The 26,276-nt window shown below is 77.1% G+C and carries 29 protein-coding genes, 1 tRNA gene and 1 pseudogene; 17 read left to right on the top strand and 14 right to left on the bottom strand.

What is annotated here, in order from left to right:
* The 9 genes from FA014_RS00920 to FA014_RS00880 all read left to right on the top strand — a co-directional run.
* Positions 1-987 (top strand): pseudouridine synthase (locus FA014_RS00920; RefSeq protein ID WP_230322767.1); only part of this gene is annotated, 987 nt, incomplete at its 5' end.
* Positions 984-2,111 (top strand): prephenate dehydrogenase, encoded by a 1,128-nt coding sequence (locus FA014_RS00915; RefSeq protein WP_195969100.1) that lies wholly within the window; start codon positions 984-986, stop codon positions 2,109-2,111. The genes FA014_RS00920 and FA014_RS00915, both read left to right, overlap by 4 nt.
* Positions 2,108-2,833, top strand: coding sequence for a (d)CMP kinase (gene cmk / locus FA014_RS00910; protein ID WP_230322766.1), 726 nt, complete (start codon positions 2,108-2,110; stop codon positions 2,831-2,833). Before FA014_RS00915 ends, cmk begins: the two co-directional genes overlap by 4 nt.
* Positions 2,830-3,531 carry a lysophospholipid acyltransferase family protein gene (locus FA014_RS00905; protein ID WP_230322765.1) on the top strand — a complete coding sequence of 234 codons (702 nt, stop codon included), beginning with the start codon at positions 2,830-2,832 and terminating at the stop codon, positions 3,529-3,531. Before cmk ends, FA014_RS00905 begins: the two co-directional genes overlap by 4 nt.
* 219 nt (positions 3,532-3,750) lie before the next feature.
* Positions 3,751-5,313: a ribosome biogenesis GTPase Der gene (der, locus tag FA014_RS00900; protein WP_154727831.1), complete on the top strand. Its 1,563-nt coding sequence runs from the start codon at positions 3,751-3,753 to the stop codon at positions 5,311-5,313.
* On the top strand, positions 5,310-6,428 hold the full coding sequence (locus tag FA014_RS00895; RefSeq protein ID WP_154727830.1) for a hypothetical protein: 1,119 nt from the start codon (positions 5,310-5,312) through the stop codon (positions 6,426-6,428). The genes der and FA014_RS00895 overlap by 4 nt, the downstream gene beginning before the upstream one ends.
* 164 nt (positions 6,429-6,592) lie before the next feature.
* Positions 6,593-7,273, top strand: coding sequence for a GntR family transcriptional regulator (locus tag FA014_RS00890; RefSeq protein ID WP_154727829.1), 681 nt, complete (start codon positions 6,593-6,595; stop codon positions 7,271-7,273).
* Positions 7,270-8,556, top strand: coding sequence for an MFS transporter (locus FA014_RS00885; protein ID WP_230322764.1), 1,287 nt, complete (start codon positions 7,270-7,272; stop codon positions 8,554-8,556). Before FA014_RS00890 ends, FA014_RS00885 begins: the two co-directional genes overlap by 4 nt.
* 48 nt (positions 8,557-8,604) lie before the next feature.
* Positions 8,605-8,678 (top strand) — tRNA-Pro (locus FA014_RS00880).
* Positions 8,679-8,765: 87 nt separating this feature from the next.
* Here the strand turns inward: FA014_RS00880 and FA014_RS00875 are convergent.
* Together FA014_RS00875 and helR are read right to left on the bottom strand one after the other, a co-directional pair.
* Positions 8,766-9,173 (bottom strand): YkvA family protein, encoded by a 408-nt coding sequence (locus tag FA014_RS00875; protein WP_154727828.1) that lies wholly within the window; start codon positions 9,171-9,173, stop codon positions 8,766-8,768.
* A 9-nt stretch (positions 9,174-9,182) separates the two neighbouring features.
* A complete protein-coding gene (helR, locus tag FA014_RS00870) occupies positions 9,183-11,363 on the bottom strand; it encodes an RNA polymerase recycling motor ATPase HelR (protein ID WP_154727827.1) in 2,181 nt (726 codons plus the stop codon).
* Positions 11,364-11,548: 185 nt separating this feature from the next.
* On the opposite strand from helR, the gene FA014_RS00865 reads away from it, so the two are divergent.
* Both FA014_RS00865 and FA014_RS00860 read left to right on the top strand, forming a co-directional pair.
* Positions 11,549-12,250 carry a hypothetical protein gene (locus tag FA014_RS00865; protein WP_154727826.1) on the top strand — a complete coding sequence of 234 codons (702 nt, stop codon included), beginning with the start codon at positions 11,549-11,551 and terminating at the stop codon, positions 12,248-12,250.
* Positions 12,251-12,283: 33 nt separating this feature from the next.
* On the top strand, positions 12,284-12,826 hold the full coding sequence (locus tag FA014_RS00860) for an adenylyl-sulfate kinase (RefSeq protein ID WP_154727825.1): 543 nt from the start codon (positions 12,284-12,286) through the stop codon (positions 12,824-12,826).
* 22 nt (positions 12,827-12,848) lie between these two features.
* On the opposite strand, the gene FA014_RS00855 is transcribed toward FA014_RS00860, so the two are convergent.
* Entirely contained in the window at positions 12,849-13,088 is a 240-nt protein-coding gene (locus tag FA014_RS00855; protein WP_154727824.1) for a hypothetical protein, read from the bottom strand.
* Between the two features lie 307 nt (positions 13,089-13,395).
* Between FA014_RS00855 and FA014_RS00850 the strand changes: the two genes are divergently transcribed.
* Both FA014_RS00850 and FA014_RS00845 read left to right on the top strand, forming a co-directional pair.
* Positions 13,396-13,746 (top strand): hypothetical protein, encoded by a 351-nt coding sequence (locus tag FA014_RS00850; protein WP_154727823.1) that lies wholly within the window; start codon positions 13,396-13,398, stop codon positions 13,744-13,746.
* Positions 13,747-13,801: 55 nt separating this feature from the next.
* Positions 13,802-14,437 carry a DUF6226 family protein gene (locus FA014_RS00845; protein ID WP_154727822.1) on the top strand — a complete coding sequence of 212 codons (636 nt, stop codon included), beginning with the start codon at positions 13,802-13,804 and terminating at the stop codon, positions 14,435-14,437.
* A 69-nt stretch (positions 14,438-14,506) separates the two neighbouring features.
* On the opposite strand, the gene FA014_RS00840 is transcribed toward FA014_RS00845, so the two are convergent.
* Both FA014_RS00840 and FA014_RS00835 read right to left on the bottom strand, forming a co-directional pair.
* Entirely contained in the window at positions 14,507-15,157 is a 651-nt protein-coding gene (locus FA014_RS00840; RefSeq protein ID WP_154727821.1) for a class I SAM-dependent methyltransferase, read from the bottom strand.
* A gap of 148 nt (positions 15,158-15,305) precedes the next feature.
* Positions 15,306-15,599 (bottom strand): annotated as a pseudogene (locus FA014_RS00835) (HNH endonuclease); the annotation flags it as partial.
* Between the two features lie 195 nt (positions 15,600-15,794).
* Between FA014_RS00835 and FA014_RS00830 the strand changes: the two are divergent.
* Positions 15,795-16,277 (top strand): hypothetical protein, encoded by a 483-nt coding sequence (locus tag FA014_RS00830; RefSeq protein WP_154727820.1) that lies wholly within the window; start codon positions 15,795-15,797, stop codon positions 16,275-16,277.
* Positions 16,278-16,538: 261 nt separating this feature from the next.
* Here FA014_RS00830 and FA014_RS00825 read toward each other — a convergent pair whose 3' ends face one another.
* From FA014_RS00825 to FA014_RS00805, 5 genes are all read right to left on the bottom strand, one after another.
* Positions 16,539-17,135, bottom strand: coding sequence for a hypothetical protein (locus FA014_RS00825; RefSeq protein ID WP_154727819.1), 597 nt, complete (start codon positions 17,133-17,135; stop codon positions 16,539-16,541).
* Positions 17,132-18,205 carry a PEP/pyruvate-binding domain-containing protein gene (locus tag FA014_RS00820; protein WP_154727818.1) on the bottom strand — a complete coding sequence of 358 codons (1,074 nt, stop codon included), beginning with the start codon at positions 18,203-18,205 and terminating at the stop codon, positions 17,132-17,134. Before FA014_RS00820 ends, FA014_RS00825 begins: the two co-directional genes overlap by 4 nt.
* Entirely contained in the window at positions 18,202-18,570 is a 369-nt protein-coding gene (locus FA014_RS00815) for a hypothetical protein (protein WP_419178357.1), read from the bottom strand. Before FA014_RS00815 ends, FA014_RS00820 begins: the two co-directional genes overlap by 4 nt.
* Before the next feature lie 122 nt (positions 18,571-18,692).
* On the bottom strand, positions 18,693-19,679 hold the full coding sequence (locus tag FA014_RS00810; RefSeq protein WP_154727816.1) for a hypothetical protein: 987 nt from the start codon (positions 19,677-19,679) through the stop codon (positions 18,693-18,695).
* Positions 19,676-20,335 (bottom strand): SigE family RNA polymerase sigma factor, encoded by a 660-nt coding sequence (locus tag FA014_RS00805; protein ID WP_154727815.1) that lies wholly within the window; start codon positions 20,333-20,335, stop codon positions 19,676-19,678. Before FA014_RS00805 ends, FA014_RS00810 begins: the two co-directional genes overlap by 4 nt.
* Before the next feature lie 79 nt (positions 20,336-20,414).
* Between FA014_RS00805 and FA014_RS00800 the strand changes: the two genes are divergently transcribed.
* Positions 20,415-20,957 (top strand): DapH/DapD/GlmU-related protein, encoded by a 543-nt coding sequence (locus FA014_RS00800; protein ID WP_154727814.1) that lies wholly within the window; start codon positions 20,415-20,417, stop codon positions 20,955-20,957.
* A gap of 12 nt (positions 20,958-20,969) precedes the next feature.
* Here FA014_RS00800 and FA014_RS00795 read toward each other — a convergent pair whose 3' ends face one another.
* The gene (locus tag FA014_RS00795; protein WP_154727813.1) at positions 20,970-21,260 is read right to left on the bottom strand and encodes a helix-turn-helix transcriptional regulator; all 291 of its coding nucleotides are present in this window, start codon (positions 21,258-21,260) and stop codon (positions 20,970-20,972) included.
* A gap of 68 nt (positions 21,261-21,328) precedes the next feature.
* Between FA014_RS00795 and map the strand changes: the two genes are divergently transcribed.
* Complete coding sequence (map, locus tag FA014_RS00790; RefSeq protein WP_154727839.1) at positions 21,329-22,096, top strand: type I methionyl aminopeptidase; 768 nt, start codon at positions 21,329-21,331, stop codon at positions 22,094-22,096.
* Between the two features lie 47 nt (positions 22,097-22,143).
* A complete protein-coding gene (locus FA014_RS00785) occupies positions 22,144-22,650 on the top strand; it encodes a MarR family winged helix-turn-helix transcriptional regulator (RefSeq protein WP_154727812.1) in 507 nt (168 codons plus the stop codon).
* A 46-nt stretch (positions 22,651-22,696) separates the two neighbouring features.
* Here the strand turns inward: FA014_RS00785 and FA014_RS00780 are convergent, their stop codons facing one another.
* From FA014_RS00780 to FA014_RS00770, 3 genes are all read right to left on the bottom strand, one after another.
* Positions 22,697-23,770: an alkene reductase gene (locus tag FA014_RS00780; RefSeq protein WP_154727811.1), complete on the bottom strand. Its 1,074-nt coding sequence runs from the start codon at positions 23,768-23,770 to the stop codon at positions 22,697-22,699.
* A 90-nt stretch (positions 23,771-23,860) separates the two neighbouring features.
* Complete coding sequence (locus tag FA014_RS00775) at positions 23,861-24,634, bottom strand: phosphotransferase (RefSeq protein WP_154727810.1); 774 nt, start codon at positions 24,632-24,634, stop codon at positions 23,861-23,863.
* Positions 24,635-24,791: 157 nt separating this feature from the next.
* Positions 24,792-26,234 carry an MATE family efflux transporter gene (locus FA014_RS00770; protein ID WP_154727809.1) on the bottom strand — a complete coding sequence of 481 codons (1,443 nt, stop codon included), beginning with the start codon at positions 26,232-26,234 and terminating at the stop codon, positions 24,792-24,794.
* Positions 26,235-26,276: the final 42 nt, after the last annotated feature.

The following is a 26,276-nucleotide window of genomic DNA, read 5'->3' as shown; positions in this document are numbered from 1 at the left end:
GGCGGCTACGGCGCCGGCTCCGGCCGCGCCGGCGCGGGTCGTCCGGGCGCGGCGTCGGGTCGCCCCGGCGGCGCCTCGTCGGGTCGCGTCGCGGGTGCGTCCCGTCCGGGCGCGGCGCGGTCCGGCACCGGCGGCTCCCGCTCCGGCGCCCCGCGCGGTGCGGACCTCGGCCGCCCGGGCTCGGCCTGGCCGTCCCGTCCGCCGCAGTCGTACCGCACGCCGCCGCGCGGCCCGCGGTCGACGGACCTCGACGTGCACGACCCCGAGGGCGTGCGCCTGCAGAAGGTGCTGGCGCAGGCCGGCCTGGGCTCGCGCCGTGCGTGCGAGGAGCTCATCGCGGCGGGCCGGGTGACGGTCGACGACCAGGTGGTGCTGGAGCTCGGCGTGCGCGTCGACCCGCGCACCGCCGTGATCCACGTCGACGGCCTGCGGCTGCAGCTCGACAAGGACGTCATCACCCTGGCGCTGAACAAGCCGCTGGGCGTGGTGTCGACCATGCACGACCCCGAGGGCCGGCCGTCGCTCCAGCAGTTCGTGCAGGGCCGCGAGGAGCGGCTGTTCCACGTCGGCCGGCTGGACGCCGACTCGGAGGGCCTGCTGCTGCTGACGAACGACGGCGAGCTCGCCAACCGGCTGTCGCACCCCTCGCACGGCGTGGCGAAGACCTACCTCGTGACCGTCGAGGGCCGGGTCCCGGCCGGGGTCGGCGCGCGGCTGAAGAAGGGCGTCGAGCTCGAGGACGGCGTGGTGGCCGTGGACGCGTTCCGCGTCGTCGACGCGACGCCGCAGGCCAGCATGGTGGAGATCGTGCTGCACGAGGGTCGCAACCGCGTCGTGCGCCGGCTCCTGGAGGAGGTGGGCCACCCCGTGACCCGCCTGCTGCGCACCCAGATCGGCCCGATCAAGCTCGGCGACCTGCGCCCGGGGCGCACCCGCGTGCTCGGGAAGGCGGAGGTCGGCTCGCTCATGACGTCGGTGGGCATGTGAGCACGAACGGCACGGCCGCGGTGGTGACCCGCGGCCCCGTCCGCGTGGTCGGCACCGGCCTGCTGGGCGCGTCCGTCGGCCTCGCGCTGACCGCGCGGGGCGTCGAGGTGACGCTGCACGACCCGTCCCGCACGGCGCTGGCCCTGGCCCGCGACGTGGGGGCCGGCCGGCCCGCGGCGGACGGCGACCCGGAGCCCGCGCTGGTCGTGGTGGCCGCACCGCCGGACGTGACGGCGGACGTGGTGCGGGCCGAGCTCGCCGCGCACCCGGAGGCGGTCGTCACGGACGTGGCGAGCGTCAAGGGCTACGTGCTGAACGAGCTGCGGGCCGCCGGTGCGGACCTGACCCGGTACGTCGGGTCGCACCCGATGGCCGGCCGGGAGCGGTCGGGGCCCGCCGCGGCGGTGCCGGACCTGTTCGTCGGGCGGCCGTGGGTCGTCGTCGACTCGGGGAAGTCCCGGCCGGACGCGCTGCTCGCGGTGCGGGCGCTGGCGACGGACCTCGGCAGCCTGCCGGTGACCATGGACGCCGCCGAGCACGACGCCGCGGTGGCCGTGGTCTCGCACGTGCCGCAGGTCGCCGCCAGCCTGGTGGCGGCCCGGCTGCGCGGCGCCGAGCCGGACGCGCTCGGCCTCGCGGGCCAGGGGCTGCGCGACGTCACCCGGATCGCGTCGTCCGACCCGGCGCTGTGGACGTCGATCCTCGCGGCGAACGCCGCGGCGGTGCGCGCGGTCCTGACCGGGCTGCGCGACGACCTGGACGAGGTCCTGGGGGCGCTGGACAGCGCCGCCCGGGCGAGCGGGCCGGAGGACGTCGAGCTCGGCGCCCTGGCCCGGGTGGCGCGGCTGATCGCCGACGGCAACGCCGGCGTGGCGCTGGTCCCCGGCAAGCACGGCGGAGCGCCGCGCACCTACGCGGTCGTGACGGCGCTGGTGCCGGACCGGCCGGGCGAGCTCGCACGGCTGCTCGCCGACGTCGGCGCCGCCGGCGTGAACCTGGAGGATCTGCGGCTCGAGCACGCGGCGGGACGGCCCGTCGGCATGGCGGCGGTGTCGGTCGACCCCGCGCGCTCGGCGCACCTGGAGGCGGAGCTGACGGCCCGCGGTTGGAGGTTGGTCCGGTGACGACGCACGAGGTGCGGCGACCCGTGGTGGTGGCGATCGACGGGCCGTCCGGCTCGGGGAAGTCGACGGTGTCCCGGCGGGTCGCCGAGCGGCTCGGCCTGGCCTACCTGGACACGGGCGCGATGTACCGCGCCGCGACCTGGTGGGCGCTGCACCGCGGGGTCCCGCTGACGGACGCCGACGCCGTCGCGCAGCTGGTCCGGGAGATGCCGCTGGTCATGGGCGTCGACCCGCGCGAGCCCGGCGTGCACGTCGACGGGCACGACGTCGGCGAGGCGATCCGCGAGACGGCGATCTCGGCGGCGGTGAGCGCCGTGGCGACGAACCTGGAGGTGCGGGCCGAGCTCGGCCGCCGGCAGCGCGCGGAGATCGCGGCGCAGGGTGCGTCCTCGGCGTTCTCGCGCGGTCGCGGCATCGTGGCCGAGGGCCGCGACATCACGACCGTGATCGCGCCGGACGCCGATGTGCGGCTGCTGCTCACCGCGAGCGAGGAGGCCCGGCTGGCCCGGCGCGCCCGCGAGGTGCACGGGTCCGACGACGCCGACGCGGTCGCGGCCACCCGGGACCAGGTGGTCCGGCGGGACGCCGACGACTCGACCGTCTCGCAGTTCCTCGTGGCCGCCGACGGCGTCGTCACGGTCGACTCCTCGGAGCTCGACCTGGACCAGACCGTCCAGGCGGTGCTCGACGTGGTGGCCCGCACCGCGGACCTGCACGCGTGACCGGCGGCGCGGACGTGGCGCCCCCGGCGTCCCGTGCGGCGGACGCGGTGCCCGCCTCCCGGCCGGTGCCCGGGTGGGCGCGTGGCATCGGCACGTTCCTCGCGCACGGCGTCTGGGACGCGCGGGTCGTCGGCGCGGGGCACGTGCCCGCGTCGGGGCCGGTGGTGTTCGCCGCGAACCACACCAGCGTCGTCGACGGACCGCTGCTGCAGGGCATCACGCCGCGCCCCGTGCACATCCTGGTCAAGCACGAGATGTTCCGCGGCCCGCTCGGCGCGATCCTGCGGGCGGCGCAGCAGATCCCGGTCGACCGGTCCGGCGGGCGCGCCGCGCTGGTCGCGGCCCTCGCGGTGCTGCAGCGCGGCGACGCCGTCGGTGTGTTCCCGGAGGGCAACCGCGGGCGCGGCGACGCGGCATCCGCGCGGGCGGGGGTCGCGTGGCTCGCGGTGCACGGCGGCGCGCCGGTGGTCCCGGTCGCGATCCTCGGCACCCGGCGCACGGGCGAGTCCGTCGGCCACATCCCGGGGCTCCGGCGGCGGCTGCACGTCGAGCTGGGGGCGCCCCTGGACCTGTCGCCGGCCGCCGGGCAGTCGCGGCGCGAGGCGGTCGCGGTGGGCACGGAGACGGTGCGGGCGGCGCTGTCCGCGCTGGTGCGCGACGCGGCGTCCCGCTCGGGCGCGGCGCTCCCGACGGACTGACCCGCCCGCCGCGCCCGGCGTGGCCCAGCGTCCTGGTCGCCCGCAGTGCCCGCCCGCCGGGGCCGCCTGCGTCGCCCGCCCGGGCACACCGAGCGGGTAGCCGACGCGTCGAGTGTGCATCCGGCGGATGCACACTCGACATGTCGGTTGCACAGTCGCGGGGCCGCCCCGCCGGGGCGTGGTTCGTCGCCGGGCGCTCGGTCAGGGAGAATGGTGCCCATGCATGACAGCGAGCCGGCCCAGCCGACCACCTCCGAGGACCTCGACGGGTCCGCCGTGGAGTCCGACGACCTCGGGGGCGTCCCCGCCGAGCCCGTCGACGGCGCCGACGTGACGATCGACGCGGAGGACGACGACGCGCGCGAGCGGGCCCTGCGGGCCGGCCTCGACGACTACGAGCTCGAGGACGAGGACGTCGCGCTGCTCTCCGGCGACGTGGACGACCTCGACGAGGACGGCTCGAACCAGGCGCTGCCCGTGCTCGCGGTGGTCGGCCGCCCGAACGTCGGCAAGTCGACGCTGGTCAACCGCATCCTCGGCCGGCGCGAGGCCGTCGTCGAGGACCGCCCGGGCGTGACCCGCGACCGGGTGTCCTACCCCGCGGAGTGGGCCGGGCGCCGGTTCACGCTCGTGGACACCGGCGGCTGGGAGGTCGACGTCGCCGGCATCGAGGCGCGCGTCGCCGAGCAGGCCGAGGTCGCGATCTCGCTGGCCGACGCGGTGCTGTTCGTCGTGGACGCCACCGTCGGCCCGACGGCCACGGACGAGCGCGTCGTGCGCCTGCTGCGGAAGTCCGGCAAGCCGGTCGTGCTGTGCGCGAACAAGGTCGACGGCCCGCGGGTCGAGGCCGACGCCGCCGAGCTGTGGAGCCTCGGCCTCGGTGAGCCGCACCCCGTCTCGGCCCTGCACGGCCGCGGCACCGGGGACCTGCTCGACGCCGCGATGGCCGCGCTGCCGACCGTCTCGCAGCACGCCACCGCCCGCCCCGGCGGCCCGCGTCGCGTCGCGCTGGTCGGCCGCCCGAACGTCGGCAAGTCCTCGCTGCTCAACAAGGTGCTCGGCACCGACCGCGTGGTCGTCGACGACACCGCCGGCACCACCCGCGACCCGGTCGACGAGCTGGTCGAGCTCAAGGGCGTGCCGTGGTGGTTCGTGGACACCGCCGGCATCCGCCGTCGGGTGCACCAGACCTCCGGCGCCGACTTCTACGCCTCGCTGCGCACGCAGGCCGCGATCGAGAAGGCCGAGGTCGCGGTCGTGCTGCTCGACGCGTCCCAGCCGCTCACCGAGCAGGACACGCGCGTCATCCAGCAGGTCATCGACGCGGGCCGCGCGCTCGTCATCGCGTACAACAAGTGGGACCTCATGGACGAGGACCGCCGGCCGTACCTGGAGCGCGAGATCGAGAAGGAGCTCGTGCAGATCCAGTGGGCGCCGCGGGTGAACATCTCCGCGCGCACCGGCTGGCACACCGACCGGCTGGTCCCCGCGCTCACCCGGTCGCTCGAGTCGTGGGACACCCGCATCCCGACCGGCAAGCTCAACGCGTTCCTCGGCGAGCTCGTCGCCGCGCACCCGCACCCGCTGCGGGGCGGCAAGCAGCCGCGCATCCTGTTCGCCACCCAGGCGTCGACCCGCCCGCCGCGGTTCGTCGTCTTCGCCACCGGCTTCCTCGAGGCGGGTTACCGCCGGTTCATCGAGCGCCGGCTGCGGGAGACCTTCGGCTTCGAGGGCTCGCCCATCTCCATCTCGGTGCGGGTGCGGGAGAAGCGCAAGCGGTGACCCGCGGGTCGGACGTCGAGCGGACGGGGGACCGGGCGACCGCGCCGGAGCGGCACCACGTGCTGCGCCGGTCGCCGGTGCTCGTCCTGGGCCTGCCCCGGGACCCCGCCGGGCCGCGGCACGTCGCCGGGTTCCTCGCCGTCACCGTGCTCACCGTCCTGGTGACGCGCGGTCTGCTCGCGCTGACCGGCTTCCCGCAGCTCGGCGGTGACGGCCTGCACATCGCGCACGTCCTGTGGGGCGGGCTGCTGATGGCGGTCGCGGTGGTCGCCGTGCTGTCCTGGGCCGGGCCGGTGGTGCGGCCGCTGGCGGCGCTGCTGGGCGGTGTCGGGTTCGGGCTGTTCATCGACGAGATCGGCAAGTTCGTCACCTCGGACAACGACTACTTCTACGAGCCGACGGCATCGCTCATCTACGTCGTCGTGGTCGTGCTGGTCCTGGTCGGGGAGGTCATCCACGGCCGGCGGCGCGACCCGCACGAGACGCTGGCCGCGGCCGCCGACCTCGCCGTGGCGGGGCTGGCGGGCGGGTTCTCGCCGCGCGCCCGGCGCCAGGCCCGCGAGCTCGTCGCCGGCGCCGGCGCCGTCCGGGGTGCCGCCGAGGTGCGGGCGCTGCTCGACGTGGTGGAGGACGACGCGCGCGAGCTGCCGGACCCGATCAGCGCGGTGTCGCGTGCGGTGGTGACGGCGTCGCGGCGGGTCGTGCGCGTGCGGTGGCTGCCCCGCCTGACCGTCGGCGTGCTCGCGCTCGTCACGCTGTACACCGTGGTGCGCGGCGTGGTCCTCGTGTCGACCGGCGCGGACCTGCCGTGGTGGGCGATGGTGGGGCTGCTCGCCAGCGGGGCCGCGTCCCTGGCGTGCTCGGCGGTCGGGCTGCGGCTCGTGGGCGAGGACCGGCGGCGGGGCTACGAGTGGTTCCGGCGCGCGGTGCTGGTCAACCTGCTGCTCAGCCAGATCTTCCTGTTCCGGATCGACCAGTGGGGCGCGGTCACCGGCCTGGTGGTGGACCTGCTGCTGCTGGGCGTCGTCGCGGCGGAGCTCGACGTGCTCCGCGGCCGCTCGGGCGCCGACGACGTCGCCCGCGACGCGACCCAGGGGACGGCCCCGACGCGCTGACGCGCCCCGGTCGAGCGGGTGGACCGCGGGCCCCGTCGCCCGGTTCCCACCCGATCGTCGCACCGCACCCCGGCGGATCCGGTGGCGGTGCGACGATCCGGTGGTGACGCGCGCCGGCGCGCCCGATTTGGACCTGGGATGCATCTGAGATACATGTAGTGCCCATGAAGTCGCTCGCCCCGCCTCCCGCTCCGCCGGCCGCCGAGGCCGCCTACCGGCACGTGAAGGACGGGCTGCTGTCCGGGCGGCTGCCGGCGGGGGAGATGCTCAGCGAGGGCGACGTCGCGGCCGAGCTCGCGATGAGCCGCACGCCGGTCCGCGAGGCCTTCCTCCGCCTGGCCACCGAGGGCTGGCTGCGGCTGTTCCCGAAGCGCGGCGCCCTGGTGGTGCCGGTCGCACCCGGAGAGGCCGAGGCGGTCGTCGACGCGCGCCTGCTGCTCGAGTCGCACGCGGTCGACGTCGTGGTCCGGTCCGCACCGGCCCGGGAGGCGCTGGCCGCCACGCTGCGGGGCCTGGTCGCACGGCAGCGCGAGGCCGTGGCCACGGGCGACCTGGAGGCGTACGCCGAGCACGACGCCGCCTTCCACCTCGCGATCGTCGCGGCCGGCGGGAACGACCTGCTCACCGGGTTCTCGGTCACCCTGCGTGAGCGGCAGCGCCGGATGATCGCGCTGTCCGTGGGCGCGGCGGGGGAGCACGCTCCCGGGTTCGTCGAGGGGCACGAGGCGCTGGTCGCGGCCGTCGAGTCCGGCGACGCCGCGGCGTTCCGCGAGCGCCTGCGTGCGCACCTGCGGGACGCGCACCTGCCGGCCGCGCACCCGGACCGGGACGGCGGCGCCCGGTGACGGCCACGGACCTCGACCGGCGGGCGGCCGCCTCGACGCGCGCCGCCTTGACGGGCGCCGCGTCGACGGGTGCCGACCCGCGCGCCTGGCTCCGCGTCGGGGCGCTCATGTTCGCCGTCGCCTGGGGCGGCAACGAGTTCACGCCGCTGCTGGTCATGTACCGCGAGGTGAGCCACCTGTCGGCGCTCACCGTGAACGTCCTGCTCGGGGCGTACGTGCTCGGCATCGTCCCCGCGCTGCTGATCGGCGGGCCCCTGTCCGACCGGTACGGCCGGCGCCCCCTGCTGCTGCCGGCGGCGCCGCTCGGCATCGTCGGCTCCCTCGTGCTCGCGGTGGGCCCGGCGTCCGTGCCGGCCCTCGCTGCCGGTCGCGTCCTGTCGGGCCTCGCGCTCGGGCTCGTCATGGCCGTGGGCACCACCTGGGTCGCGGAGCTGTGCGCGGCGACCGGGGCCCCGCAGGCGGGTGCCCGCCGGGCGTCGCTCGCGCTCACCCTCGGCTTCCTGCTGGGCGCGGGGGTGGCGGGCGCGCTCGCGCAGTGGGGCCCGTGGCGCACGGGCACGCCGTACCTCCTGCACGCCGCGGTGACGGTCGTCGCGGGGCTGGCGGTGCTGGGCGTCCCCGAGACGCACGCGGCCCGCCCGGCGGGAGCCCGCGGCCGGCTCCGCGACGACCTGCGCGTCCCGGCCGTCGGGCACCGCCGGTTCCTCCGGGTGGTGCTGCCGCTGGCGCCCTGGGTGTTCGGCGCGGTGGGCTCGGCGTACGCCGTGCTGCCCGGGCTGATGCGCGAGCACGCCGGCGGGGTGCCGATCGCGTTCTCCGCGCTGCTGACCGTCGTCACGCTGGCCGTGGGGTTCGCCGTGCAGTCGGTCGCGCGTCTGATCGACACCCGGCACAGCGCGCGTGCGTCCGTCGTGGCGCTGGCGATCCTGGTCGTCGGGATGGCGCTGGCCGCGCGGGCCGCGGCGACCCTGGCGCTGCCGGTGGTGCTGCTCGCCGCGGCGGTGCTGGGCGCCGGCTACGGCCTGGCGCTGGTCGCGGGGCTGTCGGAGGTGCAGCGGATTGCCACCCCGGACGACCTCGCGGGGCTGACCGCGGTCTACTACTCGGCCGCGTACCTGGGGTTCTTCGTGCCGGCGGTGCTCGCCTGGCTCTCGACGCGGTGGGCGTACCCGGAGATGTTCCTCGCCGGGCTCGGCGTCGCGGCGGTCTGCCTGGTCGTGGTCGCGACCGCGTGGCGCGCCCATCTGCCGGCGGGGGACGGCGGGACCGTCCGGATACGGTAGAGTTTCCGAGGCTCCTGCGGGGGCCGCCGAGGTCCCTCGGGGGACCATCGGGCTGTGGCGCAGCTTGGTAGCGCACTTGACTGGGGGTCAAGGGGTCGCAGGTTCAAATCCTGTCAGCCCGACGTGGAAGCCCTGGTGGGAGAGATCCCACCAGGGCTTCGTCGTCCCCGGCGCCGACCGCGCCGCGCCCTCCCGACGCGCCCCCGGCGTCAGCCCGGCAGCCGCGCCAGCCGCCGCAGCGCCGCCAGCCCCTCCGGCGACCCCGGCCAGTGCCGGGCCAGTGCCTCCGGGCCCGCGCGTCGCACGACCGACCGCAGCACCAGCGCGACGACGATCGCGTCGTCCGCCCAGCCGAGCACCGGGATCACGTCGGGGACCAGGTCGAACGGCAGCGCCAGGTAGCCGAGCAGCAGCCACAGCCGGACCCGCACCCCGCGCGGGAGCGTCCGGTCGCCCGCCAGCCGGCGCACCAGCCGCACGACGTCGGGGAGCAGGCGGAGCAGCTCGCGCAGCCGCAGCTCGTCCGGGCGGGTCGCCCAGAGCACCGCGACGAGCGCGAGCCACAGCAGCAGGACGCCCCCGACGACCCCGACCACCGTCCAGGCCCAGTCCGGCACGACGCCGCCTCAGCCGCGCGTGCCGGTCAGCACGACCAGCCGCTGGGTCGCCCGGGTCATCGCCACGTACCGGTCGACCGCCCCGGTGACGCCGCCGCCCCAGCGCTCCGGGTCCACCAGCACCACGAGGTCGAACTCGAGCCCCTTGGCCCCGGCGGGCGACAGCGACCGGACCCGCGGCGCCCCGGGCAGCTCCCGGTCGGCGCCGATCACGCACGCGACGCCCTCCGGGTGGTCGACGAGCCAGGACGCGAGCAACCCGTCGAGCTCCGCGACGGACCCGTGGCCGACGGGGACACCCGTGCTGCGGACCGAGGTCGGCACGTTCGCGTCGGGCAGCGCCGCACGGATCACCGGTTCCGCCGCGGTCATCACCTCGACGGGCGTGCGGTAGTTGATCGTGAGCGACGCCACCGTGGGTGCGCCGAGCCCGACCCGCCCCAGCCGGTCCGCCCAGGACTCGGCGAAGCCGTGCCGGGCCTGCGCCCGGTCGCCCACGACGGTGAGGCTCCGCGACGGCGACCGGCGCAGCAGCATCTGCCACTCGGCGTCCGAGAGCTCCTGGGCCTCGTCGACGACGACGTGCGCGAACGGACCGGCGAGGCGGTCGGTCTCGGTCCGGGCGTCCTCGGGGTCGCCGAGCAGGGCGTGCTCCAGGTCGGCACCGCGCAGCATGTCGAGCATGCCCTCCTGCTCGCCCTCGTGGTCGGCGGCGATCAGGTCGTCGGCGACCCGCGACCGGTACTCCCGCTCGGCCGCGGCCTCGGCCTCCCGGCGGTGCCGGCGCCGGGACACGCCGGGGTCGCCGAGACGGTGCCGGGCCGCGTCGAGCAGCGGCAGGTCCGCGTCGGTCCACGCGCGCGGGTCGGCGCGCTGCAGCAGGCGCACCTGCCCGGGTGTCAGCCACGGGGCGCACAGCCGCAGGTAGGCCGGGACCGACCACAGGTCGGCGACGAGCTCGGCGGCGTCGAGCACGGGCCAGGCCCGGTCGACGGCGGTGCTCAGGTCGCCGTCGCGCCGCAGGGCGCGGCGGAGCAGGTCGGCGGGGATCTCGTCGTCCTCCTCCTGCGCCTTCTCGGCCAGCAGGTCCAGCAGCGCCTCCCAGATCACCTCGCGGGCCTCGTTGTGCGGGGTGCCGGGGTCGGGGGCGACGAACGCCTCCGCCCAGTCCTCGGGCCCGAGCCACAGGTCGGCCCACGGGGTCTCGACCAGCAGCCCCTCGGTCGGCGGGCGCTCGGAGAACCGCACCGCCGGCTCGATCGCGCGGACCATGTCGAGGGTGCCCTTGAGCCGGGCGACCTCCGGGTCGGCCTCCGGGGCGGCCGTGGCGCCCTCGGGGACCAGGTCGCGCAGCACGCAGGTGCGGGCGCCGTCCTCGCCCAGGTTCGGCAGCACGTCCGCGACGTAGTCGAGGTACGGGCGGCTCGGTCCGACCACGAGCACCCCGCCGCGGCGGGGCTCCACCAGCGGGTCGGCGTACAGCAGGTAGGCGGCGCGGTGCAGGGCGACCACGGTCTTCCCGGTCCCCGGGCCGCCGTCGACGACCAGGGTCCCGCGGGACCCGGCCCGCACGACCGCGTCCTGATCGGCCTGGATGGTGCCGAGGACGTCCCGCATCCGCGCGGTGCGGCTGCTGCCGAGGCTCGCGATGAAGGCGGACTCGTCGTCCAGCGCGGCCTGCGTCGCGGCGGCACCCGACCCGTCGGCCGTGAACACCTCGTCCCAGTAGTCGGTGACCCGCCCGCCGGTCCACCGGTACCGGCGGCGTGCCGCCAGGCCCAGCGGCCGCGCGCGGGTCGCGCCGAAGAACGGCTCGGCGGCGGGGGAGCGCCAGTCGACCAGCAGCCGGCGGCCGTCGGCGTCCGTCAGCCCGAGCCGGCCGACGTACACCGGGTCGCCGCCGTCGTCGGGCGTGATCCGGCCCAGGCACAGGTCCAGCCCGAACCGGCGCAGCGCACGCAGCCGCGCCGACAGGCGGCGCACCTCGGCGTCGCGGCCGAGGGTCTCCTGGCCGCGGCCGGCCGGCTGCCGACGCACGGCGTCGAGCCGCTCCGCGAGGTCGGCGGTCGTGGCGTCGAGGGCGTCGGCGATCGCGGCGAACCGGCGCTCGTCGTCGGCGATCAGGGCGGGGGCGGCCTTGGCGGCCAGGCGGTCGGGCAGGGCGAAGGCGGAGGCGGCGGTCGCGGTCATCGGGCTCCTCGGGCGCAGGGGTGGTGCGCCGAGGATTCTGGGCCCGGGTGGGGGCCTTGCGGCAAGACCCCCACCGCGCTATACGTTGAGAGTGCCGGAGGCGGCTGCGCGCAGCGTGGCTTAACGTTCCCTGGGTCTGGCCTGTGCATCCACCAGGCAGCTCCTCGACCCGGAAGGTCCTCCCCGTGCGCCTGTCGCCCCTCGCCGTGCCCGCCGCCGCCCTCGTCCTCGCGCTCGGCCTCGCCGGCTGCTCGTCGGACGAGCCGAAGAGCAAGGACAAGGACCGGTCCGCGGGCGCCTCGGCTGCGCCCGCGCCCGAGCAGACGGGTCCGCTCGCGGTGGACTACGAGGTCGACGCCGTCGACTTCGGCGCCCCCGGCGCGGTCACCGCGCCCGGTACCGCTCTCGGGCTGGGTCAGGCCGCGTGGCTGAACCAGACGGAGACCTACGGCGACCAGGAGGTGAGCGGCGGCGTCGGCGTCGCCGTGCTCCAGGTGAGCGAGCTGGACGCCTCGCTGTTCGACCAGTTCAGCAACGCCGAGGAGTTCGAGGGCTACACGCCGTACGCGGTGATCACCCAGCACCAGTGGCTGTACGACACCCCGAAGGGCTACGACCCGGCCACGGTCGACCTGTTCCCGCTCGACGCGACCGGCGCCGACACCGAGTACCTGACCAGCGGCTTCTCGCTGAACTCGCCCGGCGACTCCTGCGGCCTGCTCCTGCCCGAGTACGACGAGGAGGCCCGGGTCCTGGTGTCCTGCTTCGTCGCGCTGGCCAAGGACGGCGCCGTGGTCACCGCGGCTGAGTACAACGGCGAGTCGTACCAGTCGTTCATGGCGTCCTCGGACAACCCGTACTTCCCGGCGCCCGTCACCTGGCGCTGACGTCGGCCGGGGCGGGAGCCGTAGCGTGAGGCCGTGACCTCCGCACCGGCACCCGCCCCTGCCGCCCTGCTGCTGACCGGCACCGTCGGCGCGGGCAAGAGCACCACCGCCGCCCACGTGGGAGAGCTGCTCGCGGAGCACGGCGTCCCGCACGCGGTCGTCGACCTCGACGAGCTGCGCCGCTCCTGGCCGGCCCCGCCGGGCGACCCGTTCCAGCAGGACCTCGAGCTGGAGAACCTCCGGGCGGTCGCGGCGGTGTACCGGCGGCGGGGCGCGGCCCGGCTCGTGCTCGCCGGGGTGCTGGAGGACCTGGAGTCGCGCGCGGCCTACGCCGCCGCCGTCGGGGTGCCGCTCGCCGTGTGCCGGCTCCGGCTCCCCGTCCCGGCCGTGCGCGACCGGCTCGACGTGCGGCACGCCGGTCAGCCGTCGGTGCTCGCGTGGCACCGGCACCGCGCGGGGGAGCTGGACGCGATCCTCGAGGCGGCGCGCGTGGAGGACCACGTGGTCGACGTCGAGGGGCTCGCACCGGCGGAGGTGGCCGCGGCGGTGCTGCGGGCCGTGGGCTGGGCCGGCTAGCGCGGGGGCGCAGCCGCCCGCGTCAGCGCGAGGACAGCACCTGCGCGAGCCCGACCCCGGACCTGCCGGGGTACTCGACCCACACCGTGTAGGCACGGCCGGCGGCCTGGTCGCCTACCCAGCGCTGGACCGCGGGCAGGTCCGGCGCCGCGAAGATCCGGAACTCCTCGGTCGTCCCGTAGGTGCCGACGAAGTCCACCCGGTAGGTCGGGCGGTCGTCGACCTCGACGGCGTACCGCGGGTCGGTGTGCTCCGTGCGCATCGCGTCTCCTCAGGACGGGGGTCGCGGCCGGCGCCGGGGCGCTCGGGGAACCGTCGGCCGCGGGCGGCGCCGTCGCCGCCTGTCACCGATGCTGCTCCCCGGAGGCGGCGCGCGGGCGGGCCGTTCGTCACCCCCTCGTGTGCGGTGCGTCACACCCGACGCGCGCGGCGGTGCGGCCGACGCCGGAGCGGGCCGACCACCCCGAACCCGCACAGGACCCGCACAGCCTCCGGGCCCCGCGCTACCGGGCACCGGCCTACCGTCGGGGAGTCCGCCGCGCACCGGCGGTCGAGCGGGGGAGGGTGTCGTGAGCGCAGGCAAGGACGTCCTGGCGGCGGCGGTCGTCGGGGCGGTGCTGCTCGCCGTCGCCGGGTGCGCCGCGGGCACGGACATCGAGATCACGAACCAGGCCGGCGACGACGTGACCGTCCGGCTCGGCGAGGAGGACCGCACCGACGTCAGCGACGGCGGCGGAGCGGTGCTCCTGGACGTCACCGCGTGCTACGGCCCGCCGGTCGCGGTCACCTACGCGGACGGGCGAGCGGTCACGGTGGACGACGAGCTGTGCCCCGGCGACCTGCTCCGCGTGCTGCACGACCGCGTCGACCTCGTGCGCGCCGCCGACCGCGCGGAGTCCGGGGACGGCGCGCACCGGTAACGTGCGACGGACGCCGGCGCACCCGCGACGGCACGACCCGGCTCGGGAGGGCGCCGTGCTGCTGACCGGCTACGTGCGCCCGACGATCCGCGAGCCCGTGCTGCTCGACCCGGACGGCCGCCCGGTGCGCTACGGCGGGCGCTGGCCCGACGGGCCACCCGACGCGGCGTACGGCGTCGACAGCCACCCGGGGCGGTTCGCGCCGCTGCACGACGTCGCCGACGCGCTGGTCCGGCACCTGGCCGCCCGTCACGACGTCGCGGTCACGGACGACCTGGCGTGCGCCGACGACCTGCGGCACCCGGTGGCCGGGGCCGTGCGCGCGGTGCGGCTCGTCCCGCGACGGGAGACCGCCGCGCCGCTGACCGTCGTCTGGACGGGGTACCCGGCCGTCGCGCTGCACGCCGGGCTGCTGCACGACTTCCCGTTCCCGGTGTGCGGGTGCGACGCCTGCGACGAGGCGTGGCCGGCGGTCGCCGACGACCTGGAGTGGCACGTCGGGGCCGTCGTCGCGGGCGGGTACCGGGAGCGTGCGGCGCGTTCGCGGACGGGCTACGACCTGGCCGGCGACGGCCGGGCCGTCGGCGGAAGCGGGATCGTGACGGACCGCGTCGACCGTCGGTACGTCCGGGCCGCCCGGAAGCGGCTGGCGGCGGTGGCCGGCGGGTGGGCGGCCTGGCCGCAGCGGTGATCAGCCGGGGCTGCCCTCCCCGGGCTCGTCCCGCCACCGACCCCGGCGTCGTCGGCCCGGCCGCGCGGCTCAGCCCCGGACGCGGTGCACCAGCGTGTACCGCCAGAACAGCCGCCGTCGCACGCGCGCCCCGGGCAGCACCCGGGCCGCCGCCCTGCGGACGTCCGCCAGCGTCGCGTCCGGCTCCCGCACCGGTGCGGCCATCGCGACCCGGGCCGCGTCGGCCGGCCGCCGGACGAGCAGCCCCACCACGAGGTTCACCGGCACCGCGAGCGCGGACACCGCGCGGTCGCGCCGGGTCGCCTCCCGGTAGCAGCCGACGACCACCAGCACGCCGCCCGGCCGCAGCAGCCCGGCCCACCGGGTCAGGGCCTCGTCCGTGGGCAGGTGGTGCAGCACCGCCACCGCCGTGACGGCGTCGTACCCCGGGGCCTCGGCCGTCAGGCGCAGCGCGTCCGCGACGGCGAACGTGGCACCCGGGTGCGCCGCCGAGAGCGCTCGCGCGGTCGCGATCGTCGGGGCGTCCGCGTCGACCCCGTGCACCGCGGCGCCCCGTGCGGCGAGCGCCCGCACCAGTCCGCCGGTGCCGCAGCCGACGTCGAGCACGCGCGCGGCGCCGCGGGGCACCCGACGGAGCACCCACGGGCGGTACGCGTCGTTGTGGCTCCACGGGTGCGCGGCGTTCACGCGGTCCAGCCAGCGGATGAGCGAGGACGGCACGGTGCCCACCCTGGCACGCGCGGGGTCGGACGCGCCGAGGGAGGCTGGACGCGTCGAGGGGGTAGCCGACACGTCGAGGGGGTAGTCGGCGGATGCTCGCTCGACGTGTCGGTTGCACACTCGGCGACGGTGCGCGCCCCGGGGGTCGTCAGCGACGCAGGCGGCGCAGCTGGGCCGCGACGTACGCGCGGGCCCGGCGCTGGCCGCCGCGCTCGGCGATCGCCGCGGCGAGGGCGTCGAGGGAGCGCGCGACCACCGCGCCGTCCGGGTCCCAGCCGCGGCGCCCGCACTCCTCGAGCCACTCGACGACGCCGCGGTGGCCGCGCTCGGCGTTGCACCGGCGGCACGCGGGCACCTCGTTCTCGAGCCAGGACGGCCCGCCCTTGGCGCGCGGCACCAGGTGCTCGCGCGTCGGCGGGACGAGCGGGCCGAACGCCCGCCCGCACCAGACGCAGCGGGCGCCGTCCCGTTAGACGGCGAGGCGCAGCCGCTCCGCGCGCGGGGCGCGGCGGGGACCGGCGGTCGTCATGCGGCCGACGCTACGTCGGGCGTGGCGCACGGGCGCGCCCCTGGCCCGGTCGACGGCCGGCGCCCGAACCGCCCTCGCGCTCGTCGCCCGGCGACTAGCGTCGGCGTCATGCCCTCCGCCCTCGTCGCCCGTGCCGCCGCCGTGGCCGCCCTGGCCCTGCTCGCCGCGGGGTGCACCGCCCCGACGGGGCCGACCCCGGAGGAGGTCACCGCCTGGATGGACGAGCAGGACGCGGCCCCGCCGCCCGCTGCGCTGCTCGGCAGCGCCACCGGCCGGGTGGACGCCGGGGACCCCGCGCCGACGGGCCCGCCCCAGGTCTCGCTGGGGTTCGACACCGCGGCGCAGCTCGACGGCGTGCGCCTGTCGTGCCAGGGCGACGGATCGCTCGACTTCGACGTCTCCGTCACGACCGAGGCGGCCGAGGGCGGGACCCGGACGGAGGTGGTGGCCTTCCCGGACGTCCCGTGCGGAGCGGAGGCCCGGGACGAGGCGCTGGACACGACCGGGGTGGTGGGCGTCGGAGTCACCGGGTACGGCGCCGACCGCGCCGGTGCCTGGCACGCGCTGGTCCTCGGGTCGACCGGCGCCTGAGGGGCCACCGCCGAGCGCGCCGTCGCCCGGGGAGGCCGCACCCACCGGCGTCCGATCCCGACGGCGTCCAGGGCGTCAGGCGTCCGGGCGCGGGCCCGCCCCGGCGTACGCGGGCCGGCCCGTGGGCTCGTAGGTCTGCACCGTCACGCCGTCGAGAGAGACGTGTGTCGTCGTCGTCACGCGCATCGCGGGGCCTCCTCGTCGGTTCCGTTCGCTGCACCGAGCGTAGGCACGCGCACCCACCGGGCCCGGTCTGCGGGGTCAGCGGCGCGCCCCGAGCGTCGCCAGCAGGTCCTCGTGCAGCTCGAACCAGACCCGGTGCGCGGAGTCGCGGTCGATGCCGGCGATCCACGCCGTGTCGTCGCGGGCCAGATCGAGGGCCGTGACGAACCGGGCGTGGTAGCCCGCGAACCGGGGCAGCCGGTCGGCCAGCCGTGCCTCGGTCGCGGCGAGTCCTCCCGCGGCCCGGGTGAGATCCCGCAGGACGTCCGCCACGGCAGCAGGTGGTCCCGCGAGTCCGAGCTCGGTGAGCTGCCAGCGCGTGCAGGCCCCGGTCACCAGGTCGTTTAGCGGCCCGAACCCGTCGAGGACGTCCCGGACGACGGGCCTCGCGCCGAGGGCCTCCAGCTCCGACGCGAGCAGCGCCTCGCCGTGGGTGGTCCCGCGCTCGGTCAGCGACCAGTCCTGCGGTCCGGCGAACGGCACGCGTGCGACCAGCCCCGCCGCCTCGGCGTCCAGGAGCACGTCCTCGACGGCGGCGCGGGGCAACCGCGCGCGGGCCGCGACGGCGCCCGCGTCGGCGACACCCCGCACCCGCAGCGCGTGGAGCACCGGCAGCAGCGCGGGCGCCGCGCTCACGACGTCATCACCGTGCGCACGGTTCCCGCCGAGCCGTCGACCCGCACCAGTGCACCGTCCGGCAGGTCCCGCGCCCTCGCCAGGCCGGTGACGGCCGGGAGCCCCAGCTCGCGTGCCACGATCGCGGCGTGCGAGAGCATGCCGCCGACCTCGGTCACCACCGCGGCGGCGCGGGCGAGCGCGGGGGTCCAGGCGGGGGAGGTGGCGCGGCAGACCAGCACCTCGCCGGGCAGGAACGCGGGCAGGTCGTCGAGGCCGCGCAGGACGCGCACCCGCCCGCACGCCGTCCCGGGCCCTGCCGGCGTACCGGTGCCGAGGAGCGCACCGCGCGCGGTACCGGCGTGGCGCGCCCCGGGGCCTGGCCCGGCCGCCGGTCCCGTCGTCACGGGCCGTGCCTGGAGGGTCCACACGGTGCCCCCGGCGTCGAGCGCCCACTCGACGTCCTGCGGGCCGCCCAGCAAGCGCTCGACGCTCTCGGCCAGGCGGGCCACGGCTTCCGCCCGGGGCGGGGAGAGGACGTCGCGGACGCGGTCGACGCGAGCGCGACCGCCGCGGTCGACCTGCCAGCGCTCGGGGTCGGCACGGCCGGACACGAGCGGCTCGCCCAGGCCGGGCACGGCCTCGACGACCGTCGTGACCACGCCGGTGACGGGGTGCCGGGTGACGGCGACGCCCGCCGCCACCGGCGCGAGCATGGGCTGCACGAGCACCGCGACGCCACCACCGGCCGGCAGGTCCAGCGCGGCCTCGTAGTCCGCGGCCGTCGCCGACGCGACCTCGCGCACCGCGTCCTCGACCTCGGCCCGCGGGACGTGCAGCACCGTGCGGAGCTGCCCCGCGTACGAGGCGCGCGCGCCGTCCTCCGCCGACGAGGACGACCGGACCGCGAAGGTCGGCGCCCCGAGGGCGCCCAGGTGCAGCGGCAGGTCGTGCCGCCACCCGGTGCCGAGCGCGCGGGGGATCACCACGCCGTCGGGGACGGCGAGACCCGCCCGGAGCAGACGCCCGAGGGTGCGGGCCTTGGTGCCGCAGCGCGCGTCGGCGGCCCGGAGCGGGACGACGCCGGTCACGCCCGGTCCGCCCGGGAGAGCACGCGCGCCATGCGCTGCTGCGCGGCCTGGCCGGAGCCGAGACCGAGGGCCGTCGCGATCTCCTGGAACGTCATCCCCGCTCCGCGCGCGGCGAACAGCAGCGCGGCCTCGATCTGGTCGAGCTCGGCGCGGGCCGCCGCCAGCAGACCGAGCCCGGCGGTCACCACGTCGGGCCCGACAGCGGGGTCGGCCGCGAGCCAGGCACCCAGCCTGACGAGGTCGCCGTCGCTCGGCGGCTGCGCCCCGTGCTGCCAGGGGCGCGCGGGCAGGGCGGCGCCCCCGGCGCGCAGGAGGGCGGTGCGGTGGGAGTCGAGGTCCGCGGCGCGGGTCCGGTCGTCGGGCACGACACCCATGACAGGACATCAACGCTGCGTTGTCAACGCCATGTTGATGCCGGCGCCGCCGGTGCGGCCGGCCCGCCCGGGCCGTGGCGCTCGACCGCGGCGTGGTGCGGCACGTGCCCGTCCTAGGGGATCTCGGGGTGCTCCGCGAGGTACGCCTCCGCCACCGCGACCGCCGCGCGCTGGTGCGCCAGCCGCGCCTCCAGCTCGTCGCGGAACGCCACGAGCACCGGCGCCTGCGCCGCGGCGTCGGCATCCGCCATCCGCTGCACGAAGTCGACGGCGGCCTTGCACTGCACGTCCGTCACGGCGAGCGCGACGGCGTCCTGGTCCCACCGGCTCGACGACGCCCCGGCGACGGCATAGCCGCCGTCGCCACCGGCCGGCTCGAGTCCGTGCGCGGCGAGGCACGCGGTCCAGTCCGCGACGGCGGCACGGCTCGCCTCCGAGGCCTCGGCCGCCTCGGATGCGGTCCGGAGCGCGGCGGCGAGCTCGTCGCTGGCGTCGATCTCCGGGCTCATCGCCTGCACGGCGGCCGACTCGTTGCAGGCGTCCCACACGGAGAGCGGCACGTCGGGGTCGACCGGCCCTCCGCTCCGGCCGCCCTGGACCGGCACGGCGTAGCCGTACTGCTGCGCCTCCGCGAGGTTCCACACGCCGTACGTCCTGTCGCTCGGCGGGTCACCCGGTACTGACGTCTGCCAGGCGATCGGGCGGCCGATCGCCTCCTCGGCGCAGCGCCAGCCGGCCCAGGTGCGGGCGCGCCAGACGACGGCCCACTCGTCCGCGGTGAGGTCGTACCGGGCCAGCGGGAAGGTGATGGTGCCGGCGACCGGGTCGACCTGGGCGTGCAGGTCCGCCTCCGTCAGGGTCGGTGCGGGGGAGGAGGTGCCCGCGGGCTGGACCTCGTGGGGTGCGGTGTCGAGCGCGCGCACCCCGGACCAGGTGCCGGCGACCGCCAGCGCCGCCACGGCGAGGGCGGCGCCGCCGCGGGCCAGCCGCCGCCGCCGGCCGCCGCGCACGACCGCGGCGAGGTCCACGGACATGGCGGGTGCCTCGGCGTCGGCGCGGGCGCGGAGGCGCCGGGCGAGGTCCTCGTCGTGGGTGCTCATCGGTGGCTCCCGTCCCGGGCGTCGCCCGCGTCGGTGTCGTCGGTGTCGTCCGGGGCCAGGACGGCGCGGAGCGCGGCCATCGCCCGGGAGGCGGTCGACTTCACCGTCCCGGTGCTGACGCCGAGGTCCTCGGCCACCTCGGCCTCGGACAGGTCGAGGAAGTGCCGCAGGACCACGACGCGGCGCTGCCGCGGGGTGAGGGTCGCGAGCGCCCGGACGAGCTGGTCCCGGTCGCCGGTCCGGTCGCCCGTCGACCTGCCGTGCAGGGGCGTGCTGTCGGGCGCGACGTCCTCGGGCGGCACCAGCACCTCCCGTCGGCGGCGGCGCCAGTGGTCGACGCGCAGGTTGGCCAGGACGCGGCGGGTGTAGCCGAGCGGGTCGCGCTGCCGGACGTGCCCCCACCGGCTGTAGGTCCGCACCAGCGCCTGCTGCACGAGCTCCTCGGCCTGGTGCCGGTCCCCGCAGAGCAGCCAGGCGGTGCGGAGCAGGTCGCCCTGGTGGTGCCGGACGAACTCGGTGAACTGGCGGTCGCGGTCGACCGCGACGGGGGTGACCTCGTCGGCACCGGGCGGGTCGGCCGCCGGCCGGGCGGGCGGCGCGTGCCCGGCCGCCTCGAACCGCTCGCGGAGGAAGTCCACGCCGTCCGCGCTGCTCATGGTGGTCACACCGTAGAAGACGCAGCGGCGCGCGGATGGGTTGCGTCGGCCGCCGGGCGGCGCGCGAGAGGATCGCCGCATGGCCGGCGACCTCCTCCTGCGCATCCACAGCCCCGAGTTCCGGGCGATGTCCGAGCGGGTGCTGCGGGCCACCGAGCTGACCTCGCGGCTGAACGTCCTGCCGTTCGACGACGAGGCGGGGCGCGCCGCGCTGCTGGAGCAGATCCTGGGGCGGCCGCTGCCCGGCGGCGTGACGATCTACCCGCCGTTCTTCACCGACCACGGCCTGAACCTCGACCTCGGGGACCGGGTGTTCGTCAACCAGAACTGCACGTTCCTCGACTACGCGGGCATCCGGCTCGGTCCGCGGGTGCTGGTGGCGCCGAAGGTCACGTTCATCACCGTCGGGCACCCCGTCGACACGGCAGACCGGCGCGTCTGGCTCACCGGCGGCCCGATCGACGTCGGGGAGAACGTCTGGATCGGCGCCGGTGCGACGATCCTGCCGGGGGTGACCATCGGCCGGGACTCAGTCGTCGCCGCGGGCGCCGTGGTCGCCGAGGACGTGCCGGAGCGGAGCCTGGTCACCGGCACCAAGGCGGCGGTGCGGCGGACGTGGTGACGCCCGGGGCCGTCAGGACGCGACGCGCACGCCGCCGGCGCCGGTGAGCGCCGGGGGCTCCGCGCGCCGCAGCTCCGCCCACACCTCGTCCAGGGAGAGCCCGAGCACCTCGGCGACGGCCGCGACGGTCGGGAACGCCGGGGTCGCGACCCGTCCGGACTCGATCTTCCGGAGCGTCTCGGGGGAGACGCCGGCCTCCAGCGCCACCGCGAGCACGGTCCGCGCGCCGCGCGCCTGCCGCAGCAGCGCGCCGAGCCGGCGGCCGCGCTCGACGTCGTCGGGGGTGAGCGGGAGCCTGACCATGTCCGGGATTCTAGTACCGGGATAGCATGGCCGGGATAGTTATCCGCACGGCGCTGGAAGGCCGCACGATGATCGAGATCCTGAACCCCGCCGAGCTGGACCGCGCCCGCGCGACCGGCGCCCTCGTGGCGTCGATCCTGCGCACGATGCAGGAGCGCAGCACCGTCGGGACGAACCTGCTGGAGATCGACCGGTGGACCCGGGGGATGATCGCGGACGCCGGGGCGGAGTCCTGCTACGTCGACTACGCGCCGTCGTTCGGCCGCGGGCCGTTCGGCCACTACATCTGCACCTCGGTCAACGACGCCGTGCTGCACGGCAAGCCCCACGACTACGTGCTCGCCGACGGCGACCTGCTGACCCTCGACCTGGCGGTGTCGCTCGACGGGATCGTCGCGGACTCCGCCGTGAGCTTCGTCGTCGGGAAGCCCCGGCCCGCCGAGAGCCTGGCGCTGATCGACGCCACCGAGCGCGCGCTGGCCGCCGGGATCGCCGCCGCCGGGCCGGGCGCCCGCATCGGCGACCTGTCGCACGCGATCGGGACCGTGCTCACCGGGGCCGGGTACACGGTGAACACCGAGTTCGGCGGGCACGGCGTCGGGTCGACGATGCACCAGGACCCGCACATCGCGAACACGGGCCGGGCCGGGCGGGGCTACACCCTGCGCCCGGGTCTGCTGCTCGCGATCGAGCCGTGGGTCATGGCCGACACCGACGAGCTGGTCACGGACGCCGACGGCTGGACGCTGCGCAGCGCGACCGGCGCGCGGACGGCGCACAGCGAGCACACGGTGGCGATCACCGAGGACGGGGTGGAGGTCCTCACGCTGCGCTGACCCGGGCGGCGGACGCCTGCGAATTCGAAGCACCTAGGATGGGACGCATGACCGACGCCACGCAGCCGTCCCTCGACCCCGTGGAGCTCGGCGCGTACTTCGCGCTCATCGAGGTGAGCAGCCTGCTGCGGCACACGGTCGAGCAGCAGCTGCAGGAGGCCGGCGGCCTGAGCTACGTGCAGTTCCAGCTGCTCGCCACGCTGGGCGACGCGCCCGGCGGCAGCCGGCGCATGACCGAGCTCGCCGACGGCGTCGTGTACAGCCGCAGCGGCCTGACGTACCAGGCGGGCCTGCTCGAGAAGGCGGGCCTCGTCACGCGCGCGCCGGCCCCCGATGACGATCGCGGCGTCATGGTGACGATCACGGGGGCCGGCCGCGACGTGCTCGCCCGGGTGTTCCCGGGGCACATCGGCGTGGTGCGGGACCTGCTGGTCGACCCGCTCGCCCGTGAGGACGTCGAGGCGCTCGCGCGGGTGCTCGGCACCGTGCGGGCCCACCTGCGGGCGAACCCGCCGCGGTCGGCGGCGCCGCGCCGCCGGGCGGCACGCGGCTGACGGGCGCGCCCCGGTCGCCCGGGGCGCGCCCGCGCGGTGCCCGGCGTCAGGCCGCCGCGGTCGGGTAGTCGGTGTACCCCTCGGCCCCCGCGGCGTAGAACGTCGCCGGGTCGGGCGCGTTCTCGCCGAGGTCGCGGGCCCAGCGCGCGACGAGGTCCGGGTTGGCGATCGCCGCCCGGCCGACGGCCACGAGGTCGACGACACCCTCCTCGACCAGGCCGACCGCCTCGTCCCGCGTGGTGCTCACCGCGAAGCCGGAGTTCCCGATCAGCGGTGCGCCGACCCGGCGCCGGACGTCCTGGACCAGGGCGCCGCGCAGGTCGCGGTGCAGCACGTCCACGAACGCCAGCCCCAGCGGCGCGAGCCCGTCCGCGAGCGCCGCGTACGTCGCCGCGGTGACGTCGGGGTCGGTCTCCACCGCGCCCTGGATGTCGTGCTCGGGCGACAGCCGGATGCCGGTCCGGTCGGCCCCGACCTCCGCCGCGACGGCGGTCACGACCTCGATCGCGAGGCGTGCCCGGCCCTCCGGGGTGGCGCCGTAGGCGTCGGTCCGCAGGTTGCTGGCGGGGGAGAGGAACTGGTGGACCAGGTAGCCGTTCGCGCCGTGCACCTCCACGGCGTCGAGTCCGGCGTCGACGGCCCGTCGCGCCGCGGCGACGAAGCCGCGGACGACCTCGGCGATCTCGTCGGCGTCGAGGGCGTGCGGGACGGGGTGCGCCGCCTTGCCGCCCGGCGTGCGGATCTCACCCGGTGCGGCGACCGCGCTGGCGGAGACGACCCGGGCGGCGCCGGTGACGTCGGGGTGCGCGATCCGGCCGCCGTGCATGATCTGCATCGCGATCCGGCCGCCCGCGGCGTGCACCGCGTCGGCGACCCGGGCCCAGCCGGTGGCCTGCTCGGCGGTCTCGATGCCGGGCTGTCCGGTCCAGGTCCGGCCCTCGATCACCGGGTACGTGCCCTCGGTGAGGACGAGGCCCATGCCGGCGCGCTGGCGGTAGTGCTCGACGAGCAGATCACCGGGGACCCCGGCCTCGCCGGCGCGGAGCCGGGTGAGCGGGGCCATGACGACGCGGTTGGCCAGGGCGACGCGGCCGACGGTGCTGGGGTCGAAGATCTTCACGCCGGGGGCAGCGCCGCCTGGCGGCGGCGGATTCCGTGACGTGCGCCACGGTCCCGCCGGTCGCGGGCCCGTGGCCGCGGTCCGCGGCGCTCAGCCGGCACCCGGCTCCGCACCGAGCGCGGCAGCCCGGGCCTCCACCCACGCCGCGTCGTCGAGGTACAGCCCGACGTGCCCGAGCAGCCGGGTGTCGCCGCCGGCGCGCTCCCGGGTGAACCGGGCCAGCTCGCGCAGCCGGACCGGGAGGGCGGCGAGGACGTCGCCCGGGCGCACGCCGCCGTAGGACAGGCAGAGCAGGTCCAGGCGCCGCCGGCGCTCGGGCACGGGGAGCGGACCGGGGTCGGCGCCGGCCGGGCCCAGCGGGACCAGCCGGTACGCGAGGTACGCCAGGTCCCAGGTGCGCGGTCCCGGCGCGGCGGTGTCCCAGTCGATCAGGGCCACGAGCCGGCCGTCCCGGAACACCATGTTGTCCGGCGACGTGTCGCTGTGGCAGACCACCTCGGCGGGCTCGCGCGGGGGCAGCCGCCAGACGGCGCCGCTCCGGTCGAACGACGCCGAGGCGTCGTGCACGCGCCGGAGCAGGGCCGCGGCGTCGGCGAGCACCTCGTCGCGCCACACCCACGCGGGCAGCGGGTAGCGGGGGACGTCACCCGGCACGTGCTCGGTCACGTCGCGGCCGCGGTCGTCGACGCCGAGCGGGGCGGGGACGCCTGCGACGCCTGCCGCGCGCAGGTGGGCGAGGAGGTGCTGCACGGTCGGGGTCCACGGCCCCGCTGCGCGGCGGACGGTGCCGCCGGCCCGGACCGCGCCGCCCATGCCGCCGCCGGGGAGGCGGGTCTCGGCGGGCTCCGGCGTCGTCGTGTCCACGCGACCATGCTCGCGCGACGGGATGCGGTCCTCCAGCCGATTCCCGGCCGCCGCTCCCCGCGGCCGGGCCGACGGCCCACGTCGCCCACGGCTTCCGGCGCGCCCCACGCAGATCCGCGTGGGGCGCGCCGGAAGGCGTCGGTGCGGCTGCGCGGGGTCAGCCCTCGGCCATCGCCAGCGCCTCCTCGGCGCGCTCGGGGCTCCCGTCCGCGAGGCCGCGGTCGATCGCCCGCCGTGTCGTCAGCAGCAGCACCGCGCCCGCCCCGAGCACCGCCACCTCGGTGACGGTCAGCGCCCAGATGATCCCCGGCAGCCCGAACCAGAGGTTGCCGAGCAGCACGACCGGCACGAACAGCACGCCCTGCGTGACGGACATGATCGTCGCCGGGAGCGCCTGGCCGGTCGCCTGGAACAGCGAGGTGATCAGCCCGGTGAACCCGTTCGCGATCATCGCCGTGAGCTGGGCCGCGAGCACCGTGACGCCCAGCGCGAGCACCGCGCGGTCGGTGAGGAAGACCGCCAGCAGCGAGTCCCGGAACAGCAGCACCACCGCCGAGAACAGCAGCGCCACGCCACCGACCGCGACCGACGACGTCCGCAGCGCCGAGAGGAGCCGGGCGCGGTCGCCCTTGCCGTACGCGTAGGCGAACAGGGGCAGCACGCCGAGCGTCACGCCCATGACCAGGAACTCCGGCACCTGGGCGATCCGCACCGCGACGCCCATCGCGGCGAGCGGGCCGTCGCCGTAGCCGGCGGCGAGGTTGTTGAGCACCAGCGCGGTGACGATGAGGAAGGCCGACTGCAGCAGCGTGCCGATCCCGACGCCCAGCACCGGCTTCAGCACGGCCGGCGACAGCGTGAACCAGCGCGGTGCCAGGCTCGTCTGCGTGCTGTTCCGGGTCAGCCACACGGCGAAGTACGTGACGGTCACCGCGTTCGCGAGGGTGACGGCGAGCGCCGCTCCCGCGACGCCCCGGTGCAGGACGAGGATGAAGAGCACGTCGAACGCGACGTTCGCGACCGTCGACGCGATGAGCCCGGTCATCACCTGGCGCGCCGCGCCCTCCGCGCGCACCAGCTGCTCCAGGCACACGGCCGCCGCCAGCACGGGCACCCCGGCCAGCAGGACGCCGACGAACGTCGTGGTGGCGTGCCGAGCCGCCTGGTCCGCCCCGAGGAGCGAGACGAGCGGGTCGAGCAGGAGCAGACCGACCCCGCCGACGAGCACGCCCACCGCGACGGTGCCCCACAGGGCGAACGCCGACACGTGCCGGATCTCGCCGGTGCGGGCGCCGTCCCGCTCGGCCGCCCCCAGGAGCCGGGAGACGAGCGCGCCGCCGCCGACGCCGAACACGTTGCCGATGGCCATGACCAGCGCGAGGACGGGTGACCCGAGGGTCACGGCGGCCAGCAGGGCGTCGTCGTGCAGGGAGCCGATGAAGCCCGCGTTGATGACGTTGTAGACCGCGCCGACGATCATCGCCGCCGCCATCGGCACGCAGAGGTGCACGAGGGCGCTGACGACGGGCGCGGTGGACAGGAACCAGCGGTCGGTGCCGGGGGCGTCGGCCGATTCGGGTGAGGGGGTCGTGGTGCGCATGGCTGCTCCGTTTCTGGGCAGGGCGAAGCGCGCGGCGGGCCG

Source organism: Cellulomonas hominis (assembly GCF_005239125.1).
Classification (GTDB): domain Bacteria; phylum Actinomycetota; class Actinomycetes; order Actinomycetales; family Cellulomonadaceae; genus Cellulomonas; species Cellulomonas hominis_A.
The sequence above is the reverse complement of the archived record's forward strand: the minus strand, read 5'-3'. Positions and strand labels throughout refer to the sequence as shown.